Raw genomic sequence first — 21,379 nt, forward strand, 5'->3', positions numbered from 1 at the left:
CCTTATAAACCGGCCAAGTAGCGGCAATATAAAATCATTTGCTTGACGGACGGTCTTATTTTTTGATCGTTTAACGGTGTATTATCGTTCTTGGAGGGCTTGGAGTTAACCTCTAAGAGCCATATTCGTCCTGATTGATCCAGTGCCAGATCGATTCCGAGCTCTCCGAAATGAGCGGGGATAAAGGTTTCGACCCCTCTTGCAATGGCAAGTGCTGCTCTGGGCAGCTGAAGCTGAACGTTTTCTTTTGCGCCCGGAGGAAGACTGCTCTTGCTAACCGCTTCTTTTACAGTGCTGAGACTGCCACCTCTAGCTAAATTAGACACGAAGTGATTGCTTCCGGCGGTGCGGGCGACAATGGAGGTAACCCCCCATTTTCCGCTGCCATTCTTCTGAACAAGTGCCCGGAAATCTACAGGCCGCCTTCCTAGCTCCATCAAAGGCAATCCCTGCTGAATCTGGTATCGAGTAGTCTTCATTTTGGGAGCGATGGACTGGTACAATTTAGCGAGAGTGGTGTAGCTTTGCTTGCGTGTACCTATGGAGGTAGTAGACAACAGACGGTAACCTCCGCCTTCTTCTTTAGAGATACGAAGTATGCCTTTGCCGAGACTGCCTCGTACAGGTTTCAAAAATACACTTGGGTAATGGCTGCACATCTTCTTCATTACGGCAAAGCCGTTCAACGCATGCGACTCAGGTAAATACCGCTGCAGGGAAGGGTCTTGCGCTAAAGCTTCAAATACCTCTGTCTTGTCAAGAAATTTTTCGTTGAAGAAATGCGTTCCATATCGTGATTTTACATCCGCCAAAAAATGCTGTACGCTAGGTTTATTCTCCACCTTTCGCGTCGTTAACCGATTGTTGATTACATCGGCAATGGGCAGACTCATTTTTCTCCAACCCTCGTTGTATACCCAGCCCTGAATGGAAGAACTGCGTGTTTCCAGCGCTTCCGGGGTAAAGAAATATACATAGGCGCCTTGTGTGTGGCAGGCATTTGTCAATTCCCGGCAGAACATGGTAATGGGTCCAAACAACCTGTCGAGATTATCTGGATGGTCACGACTGACGAGCACGCCGATCAACGGTCCAAGCCGCAAGGTGCGGCTTACAGAGCTGTAAGAAACGTTGAGGGTTTGTCGGTGTTTCCATCCGGTCCGCCGCGCCAGTCCTTCGCTTACACGCAGGATGTCGGATTTGGGAGCTGAGATAATGGTAACCTCCTGCCGGAAAGAGCCGAATGCCAGCTGGAGTGTTCCGTGAGACGGGATTTTGAGTCTTTTCATGGATTTTTCGCCAAGCATTATAGCGTTTTCCTGCAGGATGCCCGAGTTGACCGTATGGACCGGGATCTTGAATTGGGACATCGTGGATCTCCTTCCGGTAGGCAGCATGATGCCGGCAATTTGGTAGCTAAGGGTTACATATCATTCATCATATGGAGACAGATGACCCTTGGTGATTGACCTAATCGCTAAAAACCTTGCCCAGTCATTTCATAAGCTCGGCCCAAGAAGCGAAACAAGTATGGAATGAGCGAATATTGGAAACTAAAGCAGCGTGAATTCAGGAAGCGGCTGCTAACAAAACTTAAGCGTATGCTTTCGAAGTGAGTTTTGTACGAAGACGATAGGAAGTGTACGCTAACAAAACTTAAGCGTATGCTTTCGAAGTGAGTTTTGTACGAAGACGATCTGAGGAGTGTACGCTAACAAAACTTTTAGGAGGAATCATAATGAGCATTCACGACAAAGCACATGAACTGGCGAAAGCCATTAAAGAGAGCAGCGAGGTATCGGATATCAGAAATGCCATGAAGGTCGTAGAAACAGATCCTGAAGCGAAAGCGATGCTGGACAATTTCCGCCAAGGTCAGATGGAGCTGCAACAACGGATGATGAGCGGAGAAATGCCTCCACAGGAAGAAATGGAAAAGATGGAGAAGCTGTTCGAGGTGCTTAACTTGAATCTTGGCATTCGTCGTCTGTTCGATGCGGAACGCCGTCTGAGCGTTGTAATCGAGGATGTAAATAAAATTATCACCGAGAGTTTGTCTCAATTGTACGGCGAATAAATTTCAACAATGAAAATCAAAAGAGGGTGTTCCCGAAGCCGGTGGCTCTGGAAACACCCTCTTTCTTGTGGCTGTGACTATAGGGCTAGCTTAAGTTCAAGCTCGACTTCGACCTCGACCTGATCCTCAAACCCAACCATCAACCTCAACCTAATCTTGTTTACCTTCGACTGCGCAGAGAAGAATACCAGCTGCCAAACCTAAGCGGCGATCAAGCTTGCCTTTTCGATCCTCCGAGAAGTCAGCCATAATTTTGGTGACAAATGGATTGAAATTTTGCTTGAATGCAGGGATCGTAGTATCATCCATCTCGATATTATATTTCTGCGGAATAATAGCGATGAAGCGGCGCAGTAGAGCCATCGCGGTGCTGTCTTCCTTGATTTTTCCGATTTCCTGATCATGACGGTCAAGAATAATCCATTCATCCTTCAAAATAGATTTGAGACCCTTACGTCGAAAAGCACCAATATGCTCACCGGACTCTGTATCGTGTACATCATAAGTAGCACTAAAATCGACCACGTTGCGGGCTTTTATGCGCAGAAGCTCCTTCTGCATGGACTCATCCGTATAAAGTGCAATGTCTTCTTTAAGCTTGAACGCTTTCATTTGCGAATAGAGCACAAGCTGCTCAGAGCTATCAAAAATATGAAGTTTCGCACCCATGATCGAAAATACTTTTTTGCGAATTATGTATTCGGTATGATTATAAGCTGCATTCAATTCAAAAATGCCTCCCTAAATGAAATCATCATCTCATATATAAGCATCTCTTGCTATATAAATGCTAACCTTTTATACATAATTTTGAAAAGGTATATATTTTTTAATGGACTTGTCTCATATTACGGGCCTCATGTTCATAGAGTAGAGATATAGATTCAATCGAATATCCTCTCTACGAAGGAGCTGTTATTAATGAGAAAAAGAAACAAGTTCAAACATGGTATCTATTTGTTGCTGGCGTTGGCCATGCTTTTGTATGCACTGCCGAAGCTTTCGCTTGCGAATGGACCGAGCTGGGTGTTTGGTTTTGGAGTCGTCTGGTCACTTTTTGCGTTTATGGTCATTGCGGCACATTTGCATTTTATTATCGGGGTTGATGAAGAAAAGTCCAAACGTTTGGAAGCTGTGCGAAAAGCAAAACTGGAGCAATGGCAGACAAAGTGGAATGAAGAAACTAGAGTTTCGCAAAGATAATAGAGTTGGCATCGAATACTAAAAAGCTAGATTAGCTTCAGGTCTCTCGAATAAGCGCGGCAGTCGTGCAAAGAGAGGCAAAAATGCCTTAGAATATTGCGCAAAGCGTAGAAGTGGCGCAAAGAGAAGCAAAAATGCCTTAGAATGCTGCGGAAAGCACAGAAGTGGCGCAAAGAGAGGCATAAGTGCCTCAGAATGCCGCCGAAAGCGTAGAAGTCGCGAAAAGAGAGGTAAAAATGCCTTAGAATGCCGCGCAAAAAACCAAAGTAGCCAAAAGAGAGGTATAATTACCGTAGAATGCCGCGCAAAACACCAAAGTAGCCAAAAGAAAGGTATAAATACCGTAGAATGCCGCACAAAACGCGCAAGTAGCCAAAAGAAAGGTATAAATACCGTAGAATGCCGCGCAAAACACCAAAGTAGCCAAAAGAAAGGTATAAATACCGTAGAATGCCGCGCAAAACGCGCAAGTAGCCAAAAGAAAGGTATAAATACCGTAGAATGCCGCGCAAAACGCACAACTAGCCAAAAGAGAGGCAAAAATGCCTTAGAATGCTGCGGAAAGCGCGGCAATGGTGCGAAGAGAGGCAAAAATGCCTTAGAATGCTGCGGAAAGCGTAGGAGTGGCGCGAAGAGAGGCAAAAATGCCTCAGAATGCCGCGAAAAGCGCAGAAGTAGCGAAAAGAGAGGCATAAGTGCCTCAGAATGTTGCGGAAAGCGCGGCAATGGTGCGAAGAGAGGCAAAAATGCTTTAGAATGCTGCGGAAAGCACAGAAGTGGCGAAAAGAGAGACACAAATAACGTAGACTGCCGCGCCAAAAGACACACTCATACGAAAAAGCCCACTAGCCTAAGCCAGTGGGCTTTAATATGTTCCTGCATTGCTAGCAGGGGGCTAAATGTTGTTTTCCACCCGTAAAAGGATTGATCTCATTCGTGAGATCTCTTCCAGCCTTCTTTTCTTCTGCAGATATCCGTTTACCGAGAGCCGCGTAATACCACACTGCAGGAACGAGAACCGCGAGTATAACAAGAAATTGCATAAGCTCAGCTCCTTTCACGTCGATATTATAAACTTTTTTCCTGATCGTAGAGAGGATGGATATGATCCTCCCATCCTCCCATCCTACCATCATGCGACCATCCCGCCAATTGTTGAGCAAAAACAATCCGACTACTTTTTACTGACCGAGCATTCTACTTCAAATACATAACTGGCGCTTCCCTGAGGCCATCTTGCATGGATGATATACAGATGTCTGCCGCTACCTGTTGCGAGTTGAAAACTATTTTTGTCCACAGAAAGGGTTTCGTCCGGTCGTTCCTCACGGGGAAATGAAGCCATAACCTCTATCTCTTTGGGTGCATATGAGAACTCGAGTTCTACCCGATCACCGCTGATGGCTTTAGGATGTACCTTTTGTTTGGAAACCAATTCATCGTAAGAAGCCTTATCCACACATACGCCTTTGCCATTGTCGTTCCAGCAATAAGAGCCTTGAATAGCCTCGAACCGCTCACCGCCAACAGTAACTTGAACACTTGGGGGCTGTGGGTTAGCAGTGTCTTCTGATGAAATCTTATCTTCTTTAAAAGTTGATTGAAACAAGTCCAATAGATCTTTTTTGCTGGTATCTGACAGACGATAGTGGCCCATTTGTCCGGATTTAATGAGTAACCCACTGTTACTTCCGCCGATCCAAAAGGAGAACTCATAACTTATGCCATCCTTCATGTTCACAGTGGTTCTATAATCGCTGGGAGCAATATCTAGTTGTCCTCTATCATATTCAGCAGTAGTTATGGCTTGAACGAAACGTTCAAACGAGGATGGATCCGAAATAGTGTCCATGGGCTGTTTTTTTTCAATTAAGTTAATAGACACTATATTATTTGCATCCAACTCAATCTGGCCTGCTTGTTTTACTTCGTTTCCCGTATTTCCACAGCCGACCAGTCCTATAAAAAGCAAAGTAATAGTAAGTAGTAATAAAGCGGTCTTGTTCATCTCTTCAATGCTCCTTTACACATTCTTTAATTCTCAGACTATAAAAAAGAGGAAAAGGTTGCTAAATAAAGGAAGTGAATTTTTAAGGTCAGCTTAAAACGCATCAGAGATATTCAGTTTCAAAAAATTCGATTTTAAGGTGGTTCTCAAACTTACTATGTGGCAATACCTACCTTAATCGTAGATTGTGTAAGGAGAGTGAAATTCGAATTCGAAGCTTATGAATCGGTTGTACTGAGCCATTCTATCCGTGTATAATAGGTACAGTATAGTACAGATCGGAGCATGGGGGTGTAACAGTTGGAAGGTCAAGGCGATGCGATTACTAAACACGAGCAACTGCTGCAGCATATTGAAGGTCTTAAGGTAGGCACCAAAATATCTGTTCGCAAGCTCGCCAAAGAAATGTTAGTCAGCGAAGGGACTGCTTACCGTGCAGTGAAGGAAGCTGAGAATCTCGGGATAGTCATCACGAAGGAACGGATTGGTACAGTTCGTGTAGAAAAGAAACCTCGGAACATTTCAGAGCAGCTGACGTTTGGCGATGTAGTTGATATTGTTGAAGGGCATGTGCTCGGCGGGGCAAGTGGACTAAATAAACATCTGCATAAATACGTGATCGGGGCGATGAAGGTCGATGCGATGATCCGTTATATAGACGCTGACAGTCTGTTGATTGTAGGTAACCGTGATGATGTTCACTCTCTAGCGCTGGAGCAGGGTGCGGGGGTTCTGGTGACAGGGGGCTTTGGGACGAGCCGTGAAGTGAAGGCCTTGGCAGACGAGCTGGATCTTCCCATTATTTCTTCGAGACATGACACGTTTACCGTCGCTTCAATGATTAACCGTGCCATTTTTGATAGATTGATAAAGAAAAAAATTATGCTGGTAGAGGATATTATCGACAGCAAACCGCGCCTGAATACGTTGAAAATCTCTAGTACCGTCGGCGAGCTACGACAGGTTTCTGAGGAAACTGGAGAGCAGCGCTTTCCCGTTACGGATGAATGGAATCGAGTCATCGGCATTATCGGTCGCCGCGATGTAGAGGAATTGACGGAAGGCCAGATCATTGAAAAAGCGATGATTCGCAGTCCGGTTACGGCTGCACTGCAAACCTCACTAGCCTCCGCGGCCCAGATCATGATGTGGGAAGGCGTGGATTTTCTGCCCATAGTGGACCGTAACCGTAAACTGGTAGGCTCCCTAACCCGTAAAGAAGTGCTGCAAAGCTTACGCGATGTCCGGAATCAACCTCAGCTGGGAGAGACTTTTGATCATCTCATTTGGAATGGTTTTGCGGATGAGCGGGACGAAGAGGGACGATTGTTCTTCCATGGCTTTATTACGCCGCAGATGGCCACGGATCTTGGGACGATTTCTGAAGGAATATTGTCTACGCTTATGACGCTCTCGGCATTTAAAGCAGCTAAGGACATCACAGGAAATGATTATGTACTAGATAATATGTCCACTTATTTTATCCGACCGGTACAGATCGAACATGCGATCATTGTAATGCCGAGACTGCTCGAAATCAGCCGCCGTACCTGTAAGCTTGAAATTGAGATCAGCCACTCGGATACTCTGGTAGCCAAAGCTGTTCTGATGCTGCAATCCATTGATCATGGCTAAAAATGGTTTGCTAGCTGGATAGCATACGGTAAATAGGATCGTATACATGCTAAATAGACTGCCCTCATCATTGAAAGAGAGGGGAGTCTATTTTATTCTTTCTATTCCGTCAGAACAGCAGTTAAGCTTTCGACTAGTGTTGTTCCTGGCTGCGGCTGCGACTACGGCTGTAAAAACTATAGCTGCGTAGCCCCGAGAAGATGTTGAACGCACCAATCAGCAGAAAGGCTGCTTCAACAATGATATTAACGGTAGAGCCGCGAAACAAAAACATGGATATCAAGGACAGCGTTACGAGCATAGCACCGAGCATCACATTCATGACGGAGCGTTTCAGCCCTTTATCTTGGGGATTTAAGGCACGGCGGGAGGATATGCTGAACACAGCGGCACCGATTACAAAGATCACCAGGAGGATAAACAATAAATACTTGATAAATAAAACCATGGACAGCCAGCTCCTTTATCGTGTCTTGCAGTAGCCAAGAAGTAATTTCCACGTCTGTCCATTATTGTATCACACGATGGCTGTCAGCTGCGCTTAAAAGGACTGATTTCTACCCAGATTTGCAGGACGCCTTCCATGACGAGCATGGTTCGGATTTTGACAGAGTATTCCTTGTCACGCACAATGTATAGCTTGCCATCCAACAGCAGTCTAACCAGTTTGCTGTCTGTATCAATATCGAACATGCTGCGGCCGCGCATCGGTTCCAGATCTGAGCCCATTTGGCTTATGATTAATTTTACAGTTACGGGGTCAAGTGGGGTATCTTCTTTGGATTTGCTTTCCTCCGATCGAATTTTGATTTCTCTGATCACGGTTGAGGTATTATTGTATTTTTTGAGTGTCTGAATATCTTTTTGATATTGCTCGATCTGTACACGCAGATCTTGATTATGCAGCCATAATACGTTATATCCTACATGGTAAATAGCATTGTATATGACAGCTCCTACGACGATCCCTAGCATGAATATAGCGGAGATCTGGGTGAATCTGCGAAAACGACTGAATGGTGGAACTCTCACTGGCGTTACCCCCTGCCACACACCCATTTTACTAGCTCACTGCCCATATGGGCTCCTAGAAAAGCGAAGGCAAGATACATGATTTGTTTGATGGCGGGGGAGAGGTTGCCTCCAATCATGTTGCTTTCAATGACCCGTAAGGGGTCCATAGTACCTCCTACAGCGGCTGCTAGTGCCCATATTTTAATCCGATCTGCCACATCCAGCATCGTTTGCGTCGGCGGTTGCAGGGATACAACGGCGCCGATTCCGCCGAGCATAGCTCCGCCAAGCACGATGCCGAAGGCGATAAAGAAGTCGAGGATAGCTTTGCTCATAAAAATGCTCATTCAGGCCCCTTCCCGGACGAGGCATTTACAAGCTTTGCCTGTCCTTATGCTCTTAATCCATTCTATGGGCGGGTCCCCCTTTAATATGATAAAATAGTTTCATCTTATGTTTGATTTTTGCAGTAGAGAGGAAGTGGGGTTATGAGCCCTTTCGTGCATTTGCATGTGCACAGCGAATACAGTTTACTGGACGGGGCGGCGCGCATTACCGATCTCGTGCGCCGGGCCGGCGAATACGGCATGAAGTCGCTGGCGCTTACGGATCATGGAGTGATGTACGGGGCCATCCCCTTTTATAAAGCGTGTAAAGAGAATGGAATCAAGCCGATTATTGGCTGTGAAGCTTATTTAACCGCGGGTTCACGCCGTGAGCGGGGCAGTCGAAAAGATCAACCGATCTACCACTTGATTCTGCTCGTCAAGAATGAAACCGGCTACAAGAACCTGATGAAGCTGATCTCTATCGGCCATCTGGAAGGCCATCATTATAAACCACGAATTGATATGGAAGTGCTGGCAGCTCATTCAGAGGGGATTATCTGCCTAAGTGCTTGTCTGGGCGGAGAAGTGCCGCAGCATCTGCTGCATGGACGTGATGAGGAGGCGCGCAAGGCTGCGCTGCGATATAAGGCGATTTTTGGCGAAGATTTCTATCTGGAGCTGCAAGACCACGGGATCTCCGAGCAAAAGAGAGTCAATCCCAAGCTGATCGCCCTTGCCGAGGACTGTGAAATTCCACTTGTGGTGACGAATGATGTCCATTATTTAGCGAAGGAAGATGCTGAGGTTCAGGATGTGCTGATCTGCATCGGAACAGGCAAAACGGTGGATGATGAGGAACGTCTCAAGATCGGAACAGATCAGCTGTTTCTAAAAAGCAGCGAGCAAATGGCGGCATTGTTTCCGCATGTGCCGCAGGCTATCGCCAATACCTTATTGATCGCAGAAAAATGTAATTTGGAGCTGACCTTCGGCAATCATATTCTGCCTGCCTATTCTCCGCTCCCTGAAGGCATGGATTCCGCTGCTTATTTGCGTGAGCTGTGCTGGAAGGGGATGGAGGAACGATATATAGATACACCGCAATGGACTACACCTGAGCAAAGAGAGACGGCTGAGAAGCGTCTCACCTATGAACTGGGCGTTATCGAGAGTATGGGCTTCAGCGATTATTTTCTAATTGTGTGGGATTTTATTGCTTATTGTCATCGTCAGGGAATTGCTACGGGACCCGGACGGGGATCCTCCGCGGGTAGTCTCACCGCATACTCTTTGCGAATAACTGACGTGGACCCATTGAAATATAACTTGCTCTTTGAACGTTTTCTAAATCCAGAACGGATCACCATGCCGGATATTGATATCGATTTTAGTGATGAACGGCGTGATGAGGTTATTGGTTATGTAGTGGAGAAATACGGCAAAGAACATGTGGCGCAAATTATTACTTTCGGAACTATGGCTGCACGGGCTGCCGTTCGTGATGTAGGCAGGGTGCTGAACTTGCCTTATAACGAGGTAGACAAAGCTGCCAAGCTTATACCTGGTCAACTAGGGATCAGCCTTGCCAGGGCGCTGGAGAGTACACCAGATCTTAAAGCACTGTATGATAGCAATCCAAAGATTAAAGGGTTGCTGGATATGGCTATGAAGGTGGAGGGCATGCCCCGCCATGCTTCGACACATGCCGCTGGGGTTGTTATCTCGAAAGGTCCGTTGACCGATGCAGTCCCACTTCAGGAAGGTAACGAAAGTACGGCGTTAACCCAATACTCTATGGAGCATTTGGAGAGTGTCGGGCTGTTGAAAATGGATTTTCTGGGTTTGCGCACGTTGTCGATTATCGAACGCTGCATGAATTCGATTAGAGAAATGAGCGGAAGTGTTCCGGATTTCCGTGTCATCCCAGATCATGATCCAGCTACGTATGAAATGCTTGGGGCTGGTGAGACAACAGGGGTCTTCCAGCTGGAGTCGGCGGGCGTTAGACGAGTACTTAAAGATCTGAAGCCTAACGGCTTTGAAGATATTGTATCGGTTCTAGCGCTGTATCGTCCGGGTCCGATGGAATTTATCCCGAAATATATAGCAGGCAAACACGGTGAGATTGAAGTAGAGTATCCACATTCTGATTTGAAGGCTATATTAGCGGACACCTATGGGATCATTGTGTATCAGGAACAGATCATGCAGATTGCTTCTCTGATGGCGGGCTTCTCGTTAGGAGAAGCGGATCTGCTCCGTCGAGCGGTCTCAAAGAAAAAACGTGAGACGCTGGATAAGGAACGGAGCCATTTTGTTCAAGGCAGCTTGCAGCAGGGGTATAATGAAACGGATGCGAATGCTGTTTATGACATGATCGTGCGCTTTGCTGATTACGGCTTCCCGCGGGCTCATGCCGCGGCTTATGGAGTATTGGCTTTCCAGACAGCCTATCTCAAGGCACATTATCCGGTGCAGTTTATGGCGTCTATGTTGACCGCTGTAATGGGCACTCACCGCAAGGTAGCGGAGTATGTGCTGGACTGCCGCCGCACAGGCATCGGCGTGTTGCCGCCGGATGTGAACGAGAGCGGCGTATTGTTTACTCCGGTTCCTGGCGAAGGAACCGGAACCGGGCATATCCGCTTTGGACTTGCAGCCATTAAGAACGTCGGCACGCTGGCAGTGGAGAACATTATGGCAGTCCGCAAGGAGCGGCCGTTCGACAGTCTGCTAGATTTCTGTCGACGTGTGGACCTGCGGGTCTGCAATAAGCGGGTAGTGGAATCTTTGCTGCAGGCGGGAGCTTTTGACTGTCTGCCAGGTCACCGCGCCCAGCTGCTGGCTATGCTGGACGAGACGGTTGACGCTGCGCTGAAATGGCGCAAGGAGCGGGATGAACTGCAAATCCAGCTGTTCGACGATTTGGTGGAGACACCGAACTGGGAAATCCGCTATCCGGATATCCCTAAGTTCACCATTGGCCAGCAACTGGAGATGGAACGTGAGCTGCTGGGGTTATATCTTTCGGGCCATCCGCTTGATGATAGCGCGGAACTGCTTGAGGAGCCCGGCATGCAGCGGCTGATGGATCTTGGTGAAGCCGCGGATGAGAGCCAGACGGTTACGGCCGGAATGGTAGTATCCGTTAAGGAAATTACGACGAAGCAAGGAAAATCGATGGCCTTCGTCGAATGGGAAGATCAGATCGAGCGCTGCGAGGTCGTACTCTTCCCTGAGGTGTGGAAGCGAAGCCGCAGCTTGATTGCCAAGGGCGCGCTGCTGGCCTTGCGCGCTAAGGTTCAGCAGGAAGACGAAGGCTTCAAGCTGCTGGCCGAGGAAGTGGCGCTGCTGTCTGCGGAGGCTCTCCGCGGGCTGTTGCAGCGCCGCAGTGCCGCCGCGTCCCGCTCGTACAGCGCGGGATGCTCGGCCTCGGCAGGAGCGCCGCCACGCGGCGCAGCTCCTGCTTCCCGGACCAGCGGTGCCGCCACTGGTCCGGCTGCCAGGCCAGCAGGCGGCACAACGCTGCCTGCAACACCTGCACAGGCCGCGCCAACAACAGCGGCGACCTCAGGCCAGCGTGTCTTTATCAAGATCACGCCGGCCTCAGAGAATGCAGCGTTGCTGTCGCGCCTGAAAGAGCTGCTGCAGAATCATCCCGGTCCAGCTGCGACGCTTCTGTTCTATGAACAGGATCAGAAGCTCCTAGCTCTTAGCGATAATTATCGAATTAAGCCGTCCGAGGAACTTTTCGCGGCGATCGAGGTTATGCTGGGTGCAGGTACGGTAAGAATAAAATAAGAACAATTCTCCCCTTTTCCGCATACATTAGGAAACCACAGGGCACATCCCTGTACGGAAAGGGGAGTCGCAGCATGTCCTATCAAATGGCAGTAGATCTGTTGGAACGCAGAGGTGTATCACTTTCCTCCATTGCTGAAATCGTATATATTTTACAATCGGTTTATTATCCTGGTTTAACCAAGGATGAATGTCTGTCCAGCGTCAAGTCTGTTTTGGGCAAAAGAGAAGTGCAGTATACTTTAATGACAGGTGTTGCTCTTGATGAATTAGCCGAGAAAAAACTGCTTCCACAGCCGCTGCAGGCGGTAATGGAGGCTGATGAATCCCTCTACGGAGCGGACGAGACTCTGGCGCTTGGTATTACAGGGGTATATGGGATGATCGGACTGACAGGTTTTGGGTATTTGGACAAAATAAAGCTTGGAATCATTGGTGAACTGAACGATGATAAAGGTAGGATTCATGTATTCTTGGATGACCTTGTTGCCGGCATTGCTGCCGCCGCTTCCGCCAGAATTGCTCATCGGCATGAAGGGGCAAAAGTATATCCTTTAGGCACGGACAAGGAATAATTGAGCCCCTTTATTTCGTTTGAACAAGTTCCTCAGTCTTGCTTCCTATGCCCTACTCCTGTTGCGGGAAAAAAGAAAACTGTGTTATCATAATTCCATTATACGGGATACGGCTGGGAATTAAGATTGGGGAGGCCTTGCAGGGCATGTGGACGGTAATATATATCGCGCCGACCGCCAGAGTGGCGGATATGATTAAGAGTAAGCTGACAGAAGAAGGTTTTTTGGTAGAATGCCGTCCAATCAATATGTCCAAGCAGCAGTTTGAGATATTGGTTCCTTCAGGTGAGCTGGAGGAAGTACAGGAAGTCCTTAATCTTATTCTGCATCCCTGAGTTTCTTACAAGACAAAAGTCATGACAGCGGCAAGCTGCATAACGCAAATAAACGGCTGAAGAGGTGCGGGTGTGTTCAAAGATTTATTTCAGAAGAAACGGAAGTACGCGACTATTCCTTCAGAACGTCTGGAGCGGAGCGGCGGGCCTGCGGAAGGCGAACGCCCCAAACGTGAAATCCCTGAAGGGTTAATGAGCAAATGTAATAAATGCGGAACGATCCAGTATAGTAAGGAATTAGAGAAGAACCTAAAGGTATGTCCTAATTGTGGTCACCACTTGCGCCTAAATGCTGTGGAGCGCATTGCAATGACATTAGACCCTGAGGGCTTTATTGAGTTTGACAGTGAAATGTATTCTATCGACCCGCTGAAATTTCCGGGTTACGCTTCCAAAGTGGAGCAACAGCAGCTGAAATCTGGACAAACTGAAGCCGTAATTACGGGTCAGGGTTCCATTGGTGGCCATCCAGTCATCGTAGCTGTGATGAATTTTGAATTTTTCTCAGGCAGCATGGGCTCTGTAGTAGGGGAGAAGATCACCCGTGCGATAGAAGAGGCCACAGAGCAACAGCTTCCACTCCTTATTTTCTCTACTTCAGGTGGAGCGAGAATGCAGGAGAGTATTCTTAGTCTAATGCAAATGGCGAAGACCAGCGCTGCGCTGGCTCGTTTTAACGAGGTTGGAGGTCTTTACATCTCGATAATTACGGATCCTACTACCGGTGGAGTATCTGCGAGTTTTGCCAGCCTTGGTGATATAATTATTGCAGAGCCTGGAGCGGTATTTGGTTTCGCAGGACGTATAGTCATTGAGCAGACCATTCGCCAGAAGCTTCCGGATGATTTCCAGACCGCTGAATTTAATCTTCAGCATGGGTTGCTTGATATGGTCGTGCACCGCAAAGAAATGCGCGCTACATTGACTAAAATTTTGGAGCTGCATGACGTGAAAGGGGGATTTTAGGTTGGCAGGAGAGTTGCCTTTTGAAATGCCTCTGGTAGAAATGCGCAAGAAGATTGCTGAACTGAAGCAGTTTGGCGAAGAGAAGGGTATTGATTTTACGGACGAGGTAGCTAGGCTGGAAGAACGATACCGTGTGCTGGAGGAAGAGATATATTCTAATATTTCTCCTTCGCAAAAAATGCATTTGGCTAGACATCAAGGACGTCCGACTTCCCTTGATCTTATGGGGCAGATCTTCACTGATTTTATTGAACTCCACGGTGATCGGATGTTTGGGGATGATCTTGCTATTGTAGGCGGCATCGGTAAACTAAATGGGTTGCCGGTTACAGTTATTGGCCAGCAGCGCGGTAAAGACACCAAAGAGAATATTTTACGATTCTTCGGCAGTGCACACCCTGAGGGCTTCCGTAAAGCGCTGCGTCTGATGCAGCAAGCGGACAAGTTCAAACGTCCCATTATTACCTTCGTGGATACGAAAGGTGCATACCCAGGCAACACAGCCGAGGAAAGAGGTCAATCCGAAGCGATTGCCCGTAATTTACGCGAGATGTCTCAGTTTGGTGTTCCTGTAATCTGTGTGGTCATCGGTGAAGGCGGAAGCGGTGGCGCCCTGGCATTGGCGGTTGGGAATAGAGTGCTCATGCTGGAACATGCCATTTATTCGGCGATATCTCCTAACGGAGCGGCCTCTATTCTGTGGAAGGATGCTTCGAAGGCTGATCAAGCGGCAGAAGCCATGAAGATAACGGCTGCTGATCTGCTTGAGATGGAAGTTATAGAAGAGATCGTACCAGAGCCTAAAGGCGGCGCTCATCGGGATTACGAAGCAACAGCAGCGGCGATTAAGGATGCATTATGGCGGCATCTGCAGGAGCTAACCCAGATGAACTCAGTGGAATTGAAGGATGATCGATACCGTAAATTCCGTAAAATTGGTGAGTTTGCAGAGGCTCAGCAGGAACAAATTTTTATTGAAGAAGAAGTGAAGTCAGAAGTGTAAAAGTGCAAAATCATTTGCACTTTAAGACATATAGCTATACTTAGTGGGTCTTTTGGATATAGTGTAAAATATACAATTTATTGGAATTAAAATAATCTCGATCCACTAACGGGATTATTTTAATTTTTTTTATGTTTACAGAAAATTCGACTTAAAGTTACACCCAAAAGTGCCTACAACATTGATTTTGTGTCTGGTTTGCAGTAATATTCATAAGGGCGTACTTAAAGGCACATGTGACAAAGTTCCTATTTTATTAGTTAGCCTTGTAGTAGATTTTGTAGTTGGAAAAAGTGAGACAGAGAGAACGAAAAAACGGAGGAAAACCTAATGCGGAAAAGTAAAATTGTATGTACGATCGGACCTGCGAGTGAATCGTTGGAGAATATCAAAAAATTGATTTTGGCTGGTATGAATGTGGCCCGTCTGAATTTCTCCCACGGCGATTTCGAAGAGCACGGTGCTCGGATCAATACGATCCGTCAAGCATCTAAGGAACTGAACAAAACAGTTGCTATCCTGCTCGATACTAAAGGACCGGAGATTCGCACAGGCAAGCTGGAAGTAGAACCGATTGAACTTGTTCAGGACGAGTACCTGACACTGACTACGGAAGAGATCCTTGGTACTCAAGATCGTATTTCCATCACGTACAGCGAACTTCCTAACGATGTTCAAGTAGGATCCACAATCCTTATTGATGACGGTCTGATTGGTTTGACAGTTGTCGACATTCAAGGTACAGAAATCAAGACCCGTATTGTAAACGGTGGTACGATTAAGAGCAAGAAGGGCGTTAACGTACCAGGAGTAAACATCTCCTTGCCGGGTATTACGGAAAAAGACACCAACGATATTCTTTTTGGTATCGAACAGGACATCGATTTTATCGCCGCTTCCTTCGTTCGCAAAGCTAGCGACGTTCAGGAAATTCGTGAGCTGCTTGAGAAAAACAACGCTTCTCACATCCAAATCATTTCCAAAATCGAAAACCAACAAGGTGTTGACAACCTTGATGAAATTTTAGAAGCTTCTGACGGCCTGATGGTTGCTCGTGGTGACCTTGGTGTTGAAATCCCAGCTGAAGATGTACCTTTGGCTCAAAAATTGATGATTCAAAAATGTAACGTTGCTGGTAAACCAGTAATCACAGCTACACAAATGTTGGATTCCATGCAACGCAACCCACGTCCTACTCGCGCTGAAGCAAGTGACGTAGCAAACGCTATTTTAGATGGTACAGATGCAATCATGCTTTCCGGAGAAACTGCTGCTGGTAAATATCCAGTAGAATCCGTACTTACAATGTCCCGCATTGCTGAGAAAGCGGAATCCGCTCTGAACCACCATGAAATCTTCATGAAACAACAAACTGCACAAGAAACTACAGTTACAGAAGCAATCAGCCAATCCGTTGCAATTTCTGCTTTGGATCTGAACGCTAAGGCTATCATTTCTTCGACTGTAACAGGTCATACTGCACGCGTTGTTTCCAAATACCGTCCTAAAGCACCAATCATTGCCGTTACAACACAAGAAAGAACTATGCGTCAATTGTCCCTCGTTTGGGGCGTAACGCCAGTGTTCGGACAAGTTGCATCTTCCACAGATGAGCTGCTGGAAACAGCAATCAAAGGTGGTAAGGATTCCGGTCTGGTTCAAACTGGTGACCTAGTTGTGATTACTGCAGGAATTCCACTTGGACGTTCTGGTTCCACTAACTTGGTAAAAGTAAGCACAATCGAGTAGTTCTCGATTGGCTTCACCTGTTTAACAGGTTCCATAAAGCTTAATTAAAGGGTTGTCTCAACTGTAGTGAAAATCTACAAGCGAGGCAGCCCTTTTTTTCGTGTTTATCAACATATTCGATTGAAGATTATGTTAAATCCATTTATGCTGTTAGTAACAAATCTTGAATGATAGGTTCGAGTATTTTTATTTGGGGTATGTTCGTTTGACAGTAAAAGAATCCCCACGATGGTTTGGACAAGAAGGAACGGCGATAGTAGCGTTATTTTGCACCATGATTCCTCCCATATTGAGAGTGAGCCTTGGACTTTTGCCATTAATTCGACAGCAATAGAAGCAAGTAGGGGAGACACGCGCCAGCTTTGCGATCGAGCCGTCTACCTCGGGAGCCTCCATAATCCATTCACCAGAGGTTTGTGGTCCGGTATATCGCTGTAATGTTCGAAAAATCCAATTTCGGCTCAAATTGCGGAGCGTAATCGTCCATTTGTTGCGGCCTACCTTCGTGATGTTCGCTTTTATATGGTCTCCAGGGCTCACTGGAAGGGGAATTACCGTTTCGACATCAGGAAGGATTTCCCACCAAGCGTAATACCGGGCACGGCCATTTACGAATTCATGGCCTGTACCCGTTTGGATCAGGCTGCTGTTCTTGAAACCGTCTATACCAATCCAAGCAGAGGAATAGGAAGGTTTAGAGGTTGGTTTTACATATGGAACGATCCATTCACCGGCAATGCGGTTAAAAGCCCCCTTTTTTCCAGTGATCGTATATCCGCTCCAGTTTGTTGAAGACCAGCCGAAGCCGGAGCTTTGAAATTTGTTCGAATTAGATTTGTCTTTTAGACATGGATGATTGACCCGATTAGAATTTTGCTTATTATTCAACTTGTCCACCGCCTTTATAGTACTGCTATATTAAATGCGGTGATTACATAGGAAGTACGGGTGTTCTGCTAAAATATAAGAGAGTACAATGCTTGATTAAGAAGCTGGAGAGGATTTGTAGCTTAAAATGGAAAAATTATCAAAGCTGCGTGGCTTTTATCTGTTTTTAGGATTGGCCGGCGGTTCATTTGGCTCATATCTAACGCTGCTGCTTGTCCACAATGGACTTGATAGCGGGCAGATAGGTATACTAATGGCAACAGGCACGCTAATTGCGATCACGATTCAGCCAATATGGGGAATTGTCTCGGATCGGTATAATCAGACGCGTTTGGTACTAATCCTAAGTGTGGCGATACCGGCTTTATTAGCCGTCTTTTACCGTTCGGAATATTTTATAGTGTTACTGCTGGTGTATACCCTCTCTACAATCTTTTCCTCGACACAGGCGCCTATAGCCGATTCTTACGCGATTTCAGCGGCGAAGAGGGCTAGGGCTACTTATGGCAGTATAAGGCTTATGATGAGCATTGGAGCGGCTGTGGGAGCCTATTTAGGCGGATTGTATGTATCGTCCTTCTCTGTATCCACGATATGGCTGCCCTTTCTTATGTTTAATCTGATTGCGGTTCTTATTGCATTGACGCTGCCGAAGCAGGCAGAAGAGAATCATATGATGCGGCAATCGTTTTCTCAGGGGGTTAAAAAGCTGCTGGGGAATCGGGTGTTCCTAGCGTTTTTGGGTGGCAGTTTTCTTGTGAACCAGACGATGACTGCTTTTGGAACCTACTTCGTCATTGCGTTTCAGTCGGTTGGAGGTTCAACTCGTTATGCAGGAATTGCGCTTTTCCTCGCATCTGTAACGAACGTGCCCTCCATGCTGTTTGCTTCCAAGGTAATCAAAAAGCTGGGGCGCGAGCGGACGCTGCTCCTTGGCGCACTTATTTATGTCTTGCGGTGGGGTATTCAGGTGGCTTTCCCTTATCCATCCGTAATGATTGGAGTGCAGGTACTGCATGGCCTGTCATTCGGGTTCTTTTATATTGCTGCCGTTGAATATGTATCTCAGATCACCTCTAACGAGATGCAGGCGACTGGGCAAAGTGTTTTTAATATGGTGTTCTCGGGTTTTGCCGGTGTTGTTGGCAATTTATTAAATGGATTCTTGCTCAATCAAGGCGGCGTAGAAGTGATGAACCTGTCTTGTATGTTGAGTTCAATTGCAGGAGCGATGCTGCTATTTTATGTCGCCAGAAGCTCCCGAAGCAAACTATCGACGACAAAGCTATCTTCAGACGGGGCCCGGGCCTAAAGCTCTCCCTGCTGCCTATGCCGAAAGGAGTATTTATAAATGGAATTACAGCAAGACGGCTTGCAAAGCCGGTGGTATGAGTCTACCCTGCGTGTTCGATACCAGGAAAGTGATCAGATGGGCGTAGTGTATCATGCGAATTATTTGAACTGGTTTGAGTCTGGCCGTACGGAGTTGTTACGTCAGCTTGGCTTTACTTATCGTGAGCTTGAGAATCAGGGAGTGCTGCTGCCTGTTACCTCAGCCGATTTGCAATTTAAAAGTCCGGCGCGATATGATGATCTTATCTCCGTGTATGCGCGAATGACTACCTTTTCGGCGTTAAGAGTCGCATTTGAGTATCAGGTGCGGAGGCTCTCGGAAGCAGAAGGTAGGAATTTAGAGGGTTCAGCGGCTACTTTGGGACAATTGCGGTCGATGGACCTCCCCGGGGAACTGCTGGTTACCGGCTCGACAAATCATGTTTGGGTGAATCGAGAATGGAAGCCTGCCAGGCTGGATAGAGCCCTTCCGGAGCTGTTTCACGCGATTAAAGGAGCGCTGCGGGAAGAAAGGGGTTCTGTATGATTAGAAGCAAATGGTTGTGGGCTGCATTATTTATCATTCCTGCCGTGGAATTATTCGGCTTTATCTTTGTAGCAGATCAACTTGGAGCATTCAAAACGCTGCTGCTTATGTTGACGACCTCGGTTATCGGACTATTGATGATGCGTTTCGAAGGGAATAAAGTGCTGCAAGACAGCAGAACACATATGCAGGAGGGACGCGTTCCTGGCCGGACGATGCTGGATGGCCTATGCATTTTTTTCGGTGGCTTACTGCTGATCTTACCTGGCTTCATAACGGATATTGTAGGTTTCTCCTTGGTGTTTCCGTTGACTCGGCCTTTGTATCGTATATTTTTGCTGAAGTGGATTGAGAAAAAGATGAAAAACGGCACCTTCACCTTTTACCGCCGCTAGTCATAATCAAAACAAAAACAGAGCGGGCCCCTGTCATTGATAGGAGCCCGCTCTGTTTTGCTATTCCAAGTATTGTAGGGTATTGTTTATTATCTTAGTCTTCCGCTGACAATATAGCTGTGTAATGCGTGAAATACACCTGCTCGGTTAAAGGCTACAAGAATAACTAGAATAACGGGACCGATGATCAGCCCAAGCATACCGAACAGCTGCAAACCTGCAAACATGCCGACCAGCATAGCAAGGGGATCAAGCCCAATGCTGCTGGCGAGCACTTTCGGCTCAAGCACTTGGCGGGTTACAAGGATAACGGCATATAGGATAGTAAGTCCGATCCCCAGTGCCAGATTGTCTGTCATGTAAGAGTATAACGCCCACGGAATCATTACGATTCCAACCCCTAAATAAGGCAACAGATCCACAAAACCAATCATTAAGCCAATAGCGAAAGCAGATTTTACACCCAAGAGCAGCAACCCGATCACGACAATGACCGCTGTAATGGAGATCAGGATTAGCTGAGCCCGGAGATAGCCGAAGAGAGCTTTTCGCAGATCCCGCCAGATACCCGATACCGGCTTTAAGAATGGGGCTGGCAGCCAGCCTGTGAGTTTGGCATTATGTCTTTCCCAGCTAGTACTAATAAAAAAGGCAGCGAGAACGACCACGATAAGAATTGTACCCATACTGGGTAGAGCGGAGATCAGCTTTAAGATCACATTAAAAAATCCGGTCACCACTTGCGTAACTGCGTAACCAACGGTTTCCGTTGTTCTGCTGATATTGCTGTCAATGGTGGCGTGATAGTCAGGATTGTCGCGGTAGAACTGATTTATCTGGTTAATGATATTCTGTATGCTTGCATTCTGGCTCAAGGACAGCAGAAGCTCTCTCCATTGGTCCGTATGAAGATTAAAGGTCTGCAGCAGCACGATCAATTCTTTCACTAGCCTTGTAATCATCGCGGTCAGTACTAGTGCGGTTCCGCCTATGTAAAATAGCAGCGAGAGCGACACCGCCAGCCACGCTGGGAGCTTAAGGCCTTTAAGAATCAACACTAGTGGATGCATGATATAAGCGAGCAACCAAGCGAGCAGGAGGGGGTATAACAGCGGAAGCAATAAATAGATTGCCAGCAGGAGGATAGAGGTAGCCAGAACGACCCACAGGCCGCGCAGCAGTCTTTTTAATGCTAATCGGTCCATACGAAGATCTACACCTCCTTCATTCCTGCGGATGCAGGGGAATAAAAGCTCGTCTTCATATATATTCATAGAACCTATTTAAAGACTAGGAAACGGGATAAATATTGGGCTGAACCGGATGCTATAAACTAAAATCTCAACTGTGAATCAAGGGTTTAGAAGTTTTTTTCTATCTCTGTGATAAAATCATTTGATGCGCTGCAAAGCTTCCACATTGTTCACATAACCGACAAAATCCAGTATGATGAATAAAGATTCGATTACGAAAGTCAGACAACATCCTCGCCGGATATGTCCTTGAACTGCACTCCTTAGAT

At 46.8% G+C, this 21,379-nt stretch carries 21 protein-coding genes; 12 read left to right on the top strand and 9 right to left on the bottom strand.

Features of this window, described 5'->3' with window-relative positions; genetic code table 11:
- Positions 1-2: 2 nt before the first annotated feature.
- Positions 3-1,370: a YheC/YheD family endospore coat-associated protein gene (locus MKY14_RS00205; RefSeq protein WP_036683975.1), complete on the bottom strand. Its 1,368-nt coding sequence runs from the start codon at positions 1,368-1,370 to the stop codon at positions 3-5.
- Positions 1,371-1,738: 368 nt separating this feature from the next.
- On the opposite strand from MKY14_RS00205, the gene MKY14_RS00210 reads away from it, so the two are divergent.
- Positions 1,739-2,077: a YlbF family regulator gene (locus tag MKY14_RS00210; RefSeq protein WP_036683973.1), complete on the top strand. Its 339-nt coding sequence runs from the start codon at positions 1,739-1,741 to the stop codon at positions 2,075-2,077.
- A 150-nt stretch (positions 2,078-2,227) separates the two neighbouring features.
- Here the strand turns inward: MKY14_RS00210 and MKY14_RS00215 are convergent, their stop codons facing one another.
- Positions 2,228-2,803 (bottom strand): hypothetical protein, encoded by a 576-nt coding sequence (locus MKY14_RS00215; protein ID WP_076124891.1) that lies wholly within the window; start codon positions 2,801-2,803, stop codon positions 2,228-2,230.
- 195 nt (positions 2,804-2,998) lie between these two features.
- Between MKY14_RS00215 and MKY14_RS00220 the strand changes: the two genes are divergently transcribed.
- Complete coding sequence (locus tag MKY14_RS00220; RefSeq protein WP_076184273.1) at positions 2,999-3,280, top strand: hypothetical protein; 282 nt, start codon at positions 2,999-3,001, stop codon at positions 3,278-3,280.
- An 884-nt stretch (positions 3,281-4,164) separates the two neighbouring features.
- Here MKY14_RS00220 and MKY14_RS00225 read toward each other — a convergent pair.
- Together MKY14_RS00225 and MKY14_RS00230 are read right to left on the bottom strand one after the other, a co-directional pair.
- Positions 4,165-4,416: a hypothetical protein gene (locus MKY14_RS00225; RefSeq protein ID WP_143762362.1), complete on the bottom strand. Its 252-nt coding sequence runs from the start codon at positions 4,414-4,416 to the stop codon at positions 4,165-4,167.
- Between the two features lie 38 nt (positions 4,417-4,454).
- A complete protein-coding gene (locus MKY14_RS00230; protein ID WP_340975457.1) occupies positions 4,455-5,288 on the bottom strand; it encodes a hypothetical protein in 834 nt (277 codons plus the stop codon).
- A gap of 300 nt (positions 5,289-5,588) precedes the next feature.
- Between MKY14_RS00230 and MKY14_RS00235 the strand changes: the two genes are divergently transcribed.
- Entirely contained in the window at positions 5,589-6,923 is a 1,335-nt protein-coding gene (locus MKY14_RS00235) for a DRTGG domain-containing protein (RefSeq protein WP_076124897.1), read from the top strand.
- Positions 6,924-7,056: 133 nt separating this feature from the next.
- Here the strand turns inward: MKY14_RS00235 and MKY14_RS00240 are convergent, their stop codons facing one another.
- From MKY14_RS00240 to MKY14_RS00250, 3 genes are all read right to left on the bottom strand, one after another.
- Complete coding sequence (locus tag MKY14_RS00240; protein WP_076124899.1) at positions 7,057-7,371, bottom strand: YtpI family protein; 315 nt, start codon at positions 7,369-7,371, stop codon at positions 7,057-7,059.
- Between the two features lie 83 nt (positions 7,372-7,454).
- Positions 7,455-7,955: a DUF4044 domain-containing protein gene (locus tag MKY14_RS00245; RefSeq protein WP_038569663.1), complete on the bottom strand. Its 501-nt coding sequence runs from the start codon at positions 7,953-7,955 to the stop codon at positions 7,455-7,457.
- A gap of 5 nt (positions 7,956-7,960) precedes the next feature.
- A complete protein-coding gene (locus MKY14_RS00250) occupies positions 7,961-8,284 on the bottom strand; it encodes a YtrH family sporulation protein (protein WP_036678886.1) in 324 nt (107 codons plus the stop codon).
- A 141-nt stretch (positions 8,285-8,425) separates the two neighbouring features.
- Here MKY14_RS00250 and MKY14_RS00255 point away from each other — a divergent pair, with 141 nt between their 5' ends.
- From MKY14_RS00255 to pyk, 6 genes are all read left to right on the top strand, one after another.
- Entirely contained in the window at positions 8,426-12,067 is a 3,642-nt protein-coding gene (locus MKY14_RS00255; protein ID WP_340975459.1) for a DNA polymerase III subunit alpha, read from the top strand.
- Between the two features lie 74 nt (positions 12,068-12,141).
- Positions 12,142-12,642, top strand: a complete 501-nt coding sequence (locus tag MKY14_RS00260; RefSeq protein WP_036678892.1) for a phosphatidylglycerophosphatase A family protein — start codon at positions 12,142-12,144, stop codon at positions 12,640-12,642.
- Positions 12,643-12,788: 146 nt separating this feature from the next.
- Positions 12,789-12,977 carry a hypothetical protein gene (locus MKY14_RS00265; RefSeq protein WP_036678895.1) on the top strand — a complete coding sequence of 63 codons (189 nt, stop codon included), beginning with the start codon at positions 12,789-12,791 and terminating at the stop codon, positions 12,975-12,977.
- Between the two features lie 72 nt (positions 12,978-13,049).
- On the top strand, positions 13,050-13,943 hold the full coding sequence (gene accD, locus MKY14_RS00270) for an acetyl-CoA carboxylase, carboxyltransferase subunit beta (protein WP_076124903.1): 894 nt from the start codon (positions 13,050-13,052) through the stop codon (positions 13,941-13,943).
- Position 13,944: 1 nt separating this feature from the next.
- On the top strand, positions 13,945-14,946 hold the full coding sequence (locus MKY14_RS00275; protein ID WP_036678900.1) for an acetyl-CoA carboxylase carboxyltransferase subunit alpha: 1,002 nt from the start codon (positions 13,945-13,947) through the stop codon (positions 14,944-14,946).
- Positions 14,947-15,276: 330 nt separating this feature from the next.
- A complete protein-coding gene (gene pyk, locus MKY14_RS00280; RefSeq protein WP_076146191.1) occupies positions 15,277-16,695 on the top strand; it encodes a pyruvate kinase in 1,419 nt (472 codons plus the stop codon).
- A gap of 186 nt (positions 16,696-16,881) precedes the next feature.
- Here the strand turns inward: pyk and MKY14_RS00285 are convergent, their stop codons facing one another.
- Positions 16,882-17,583: a G1 family glutamic endopeptidase gene (locus tag MKY14_RS00285; RefSeq protein ID WP_076301303.1), complete on the bottom strand. Its 702-nt coding sequence runs from the start codon at positions 17,581-17,583 to the stop codon at positions 16,882-16,884.
- Positions 17,584-17,710: 127 nt separating this feature from the next.
- Here MKY14_RS00285 and MKY14_RS00290 point away from each other — a divergent pair, with 127 nt between their 5' ends.
- Genes MKY14_RS00290 through MKY14_RS00300 form a run of 3 tightly spaced genes read left to right on the top strand, consistent with a single transcriptional unit; the run spans position 17,711 to position 19,857 of the window.
- Entirely contained in the window at positions 17,711-18,895 is a 1,185-nt protein-coding gene (locus MKY14_RS00290; RefSeq protein WP_340975462.1) for an MFS transporter, read from the top strand.
- Positions 18,896-18,934: 39 nt separating this feature from the next.
- Positions 18,935-19,462 carry an acyl-CoA thioesterase gene (locus MKY14_RS00295; RefSeq protein WP_340393849.1) on the top strand — a complete coding sequence of 176 codons (528 nt, stop codon included), beginning with the start codon at positions 18,935-18,937 and terminating at the stop codon, positions 19,460-19,462.
- Entirely contained in the window at positions 19,459-19,857 is a 399-nt protein-coding gene (locus MKY14_RS00300) for an FxsA family protein (RefSeq protein WP_076124906.1), read from the top strand. Before MKY14_RS00295 ends, MKY14_RS00300 begins: the two co-directional genes overlap by 4 nt.
- A gap of 89 nt (positions 19,858-19,946) precedes the next feature.
- Here the strand turns inward: MKY14_RS00300 and ytvI are convergent, their stop codons facing one another.
- A complete protein-coding gene (gene ytvI, locus MKY14_RS00305; protein WP_076124908.1) occupies positions 19,947-21,062 on the bottom strand; it encodes a sporulation integral membrane protein YtvI in 1,116 nt (371 codons plus the stop codon).
- Between the last annotated feature and the right edge of the window lie 317 nt (positions 21,063-21,379).

This window comes from Paenibacillus sp. FSL R5-0887, assembly GCF_038002305.1.
Taxonomy (GTDB): Bacteria; Bacillota; Bacilli; order Paenibacillales; family Paenibacillaceae; genus Paenibacillus_AQ; species Paenibacillus_AQ odorifer.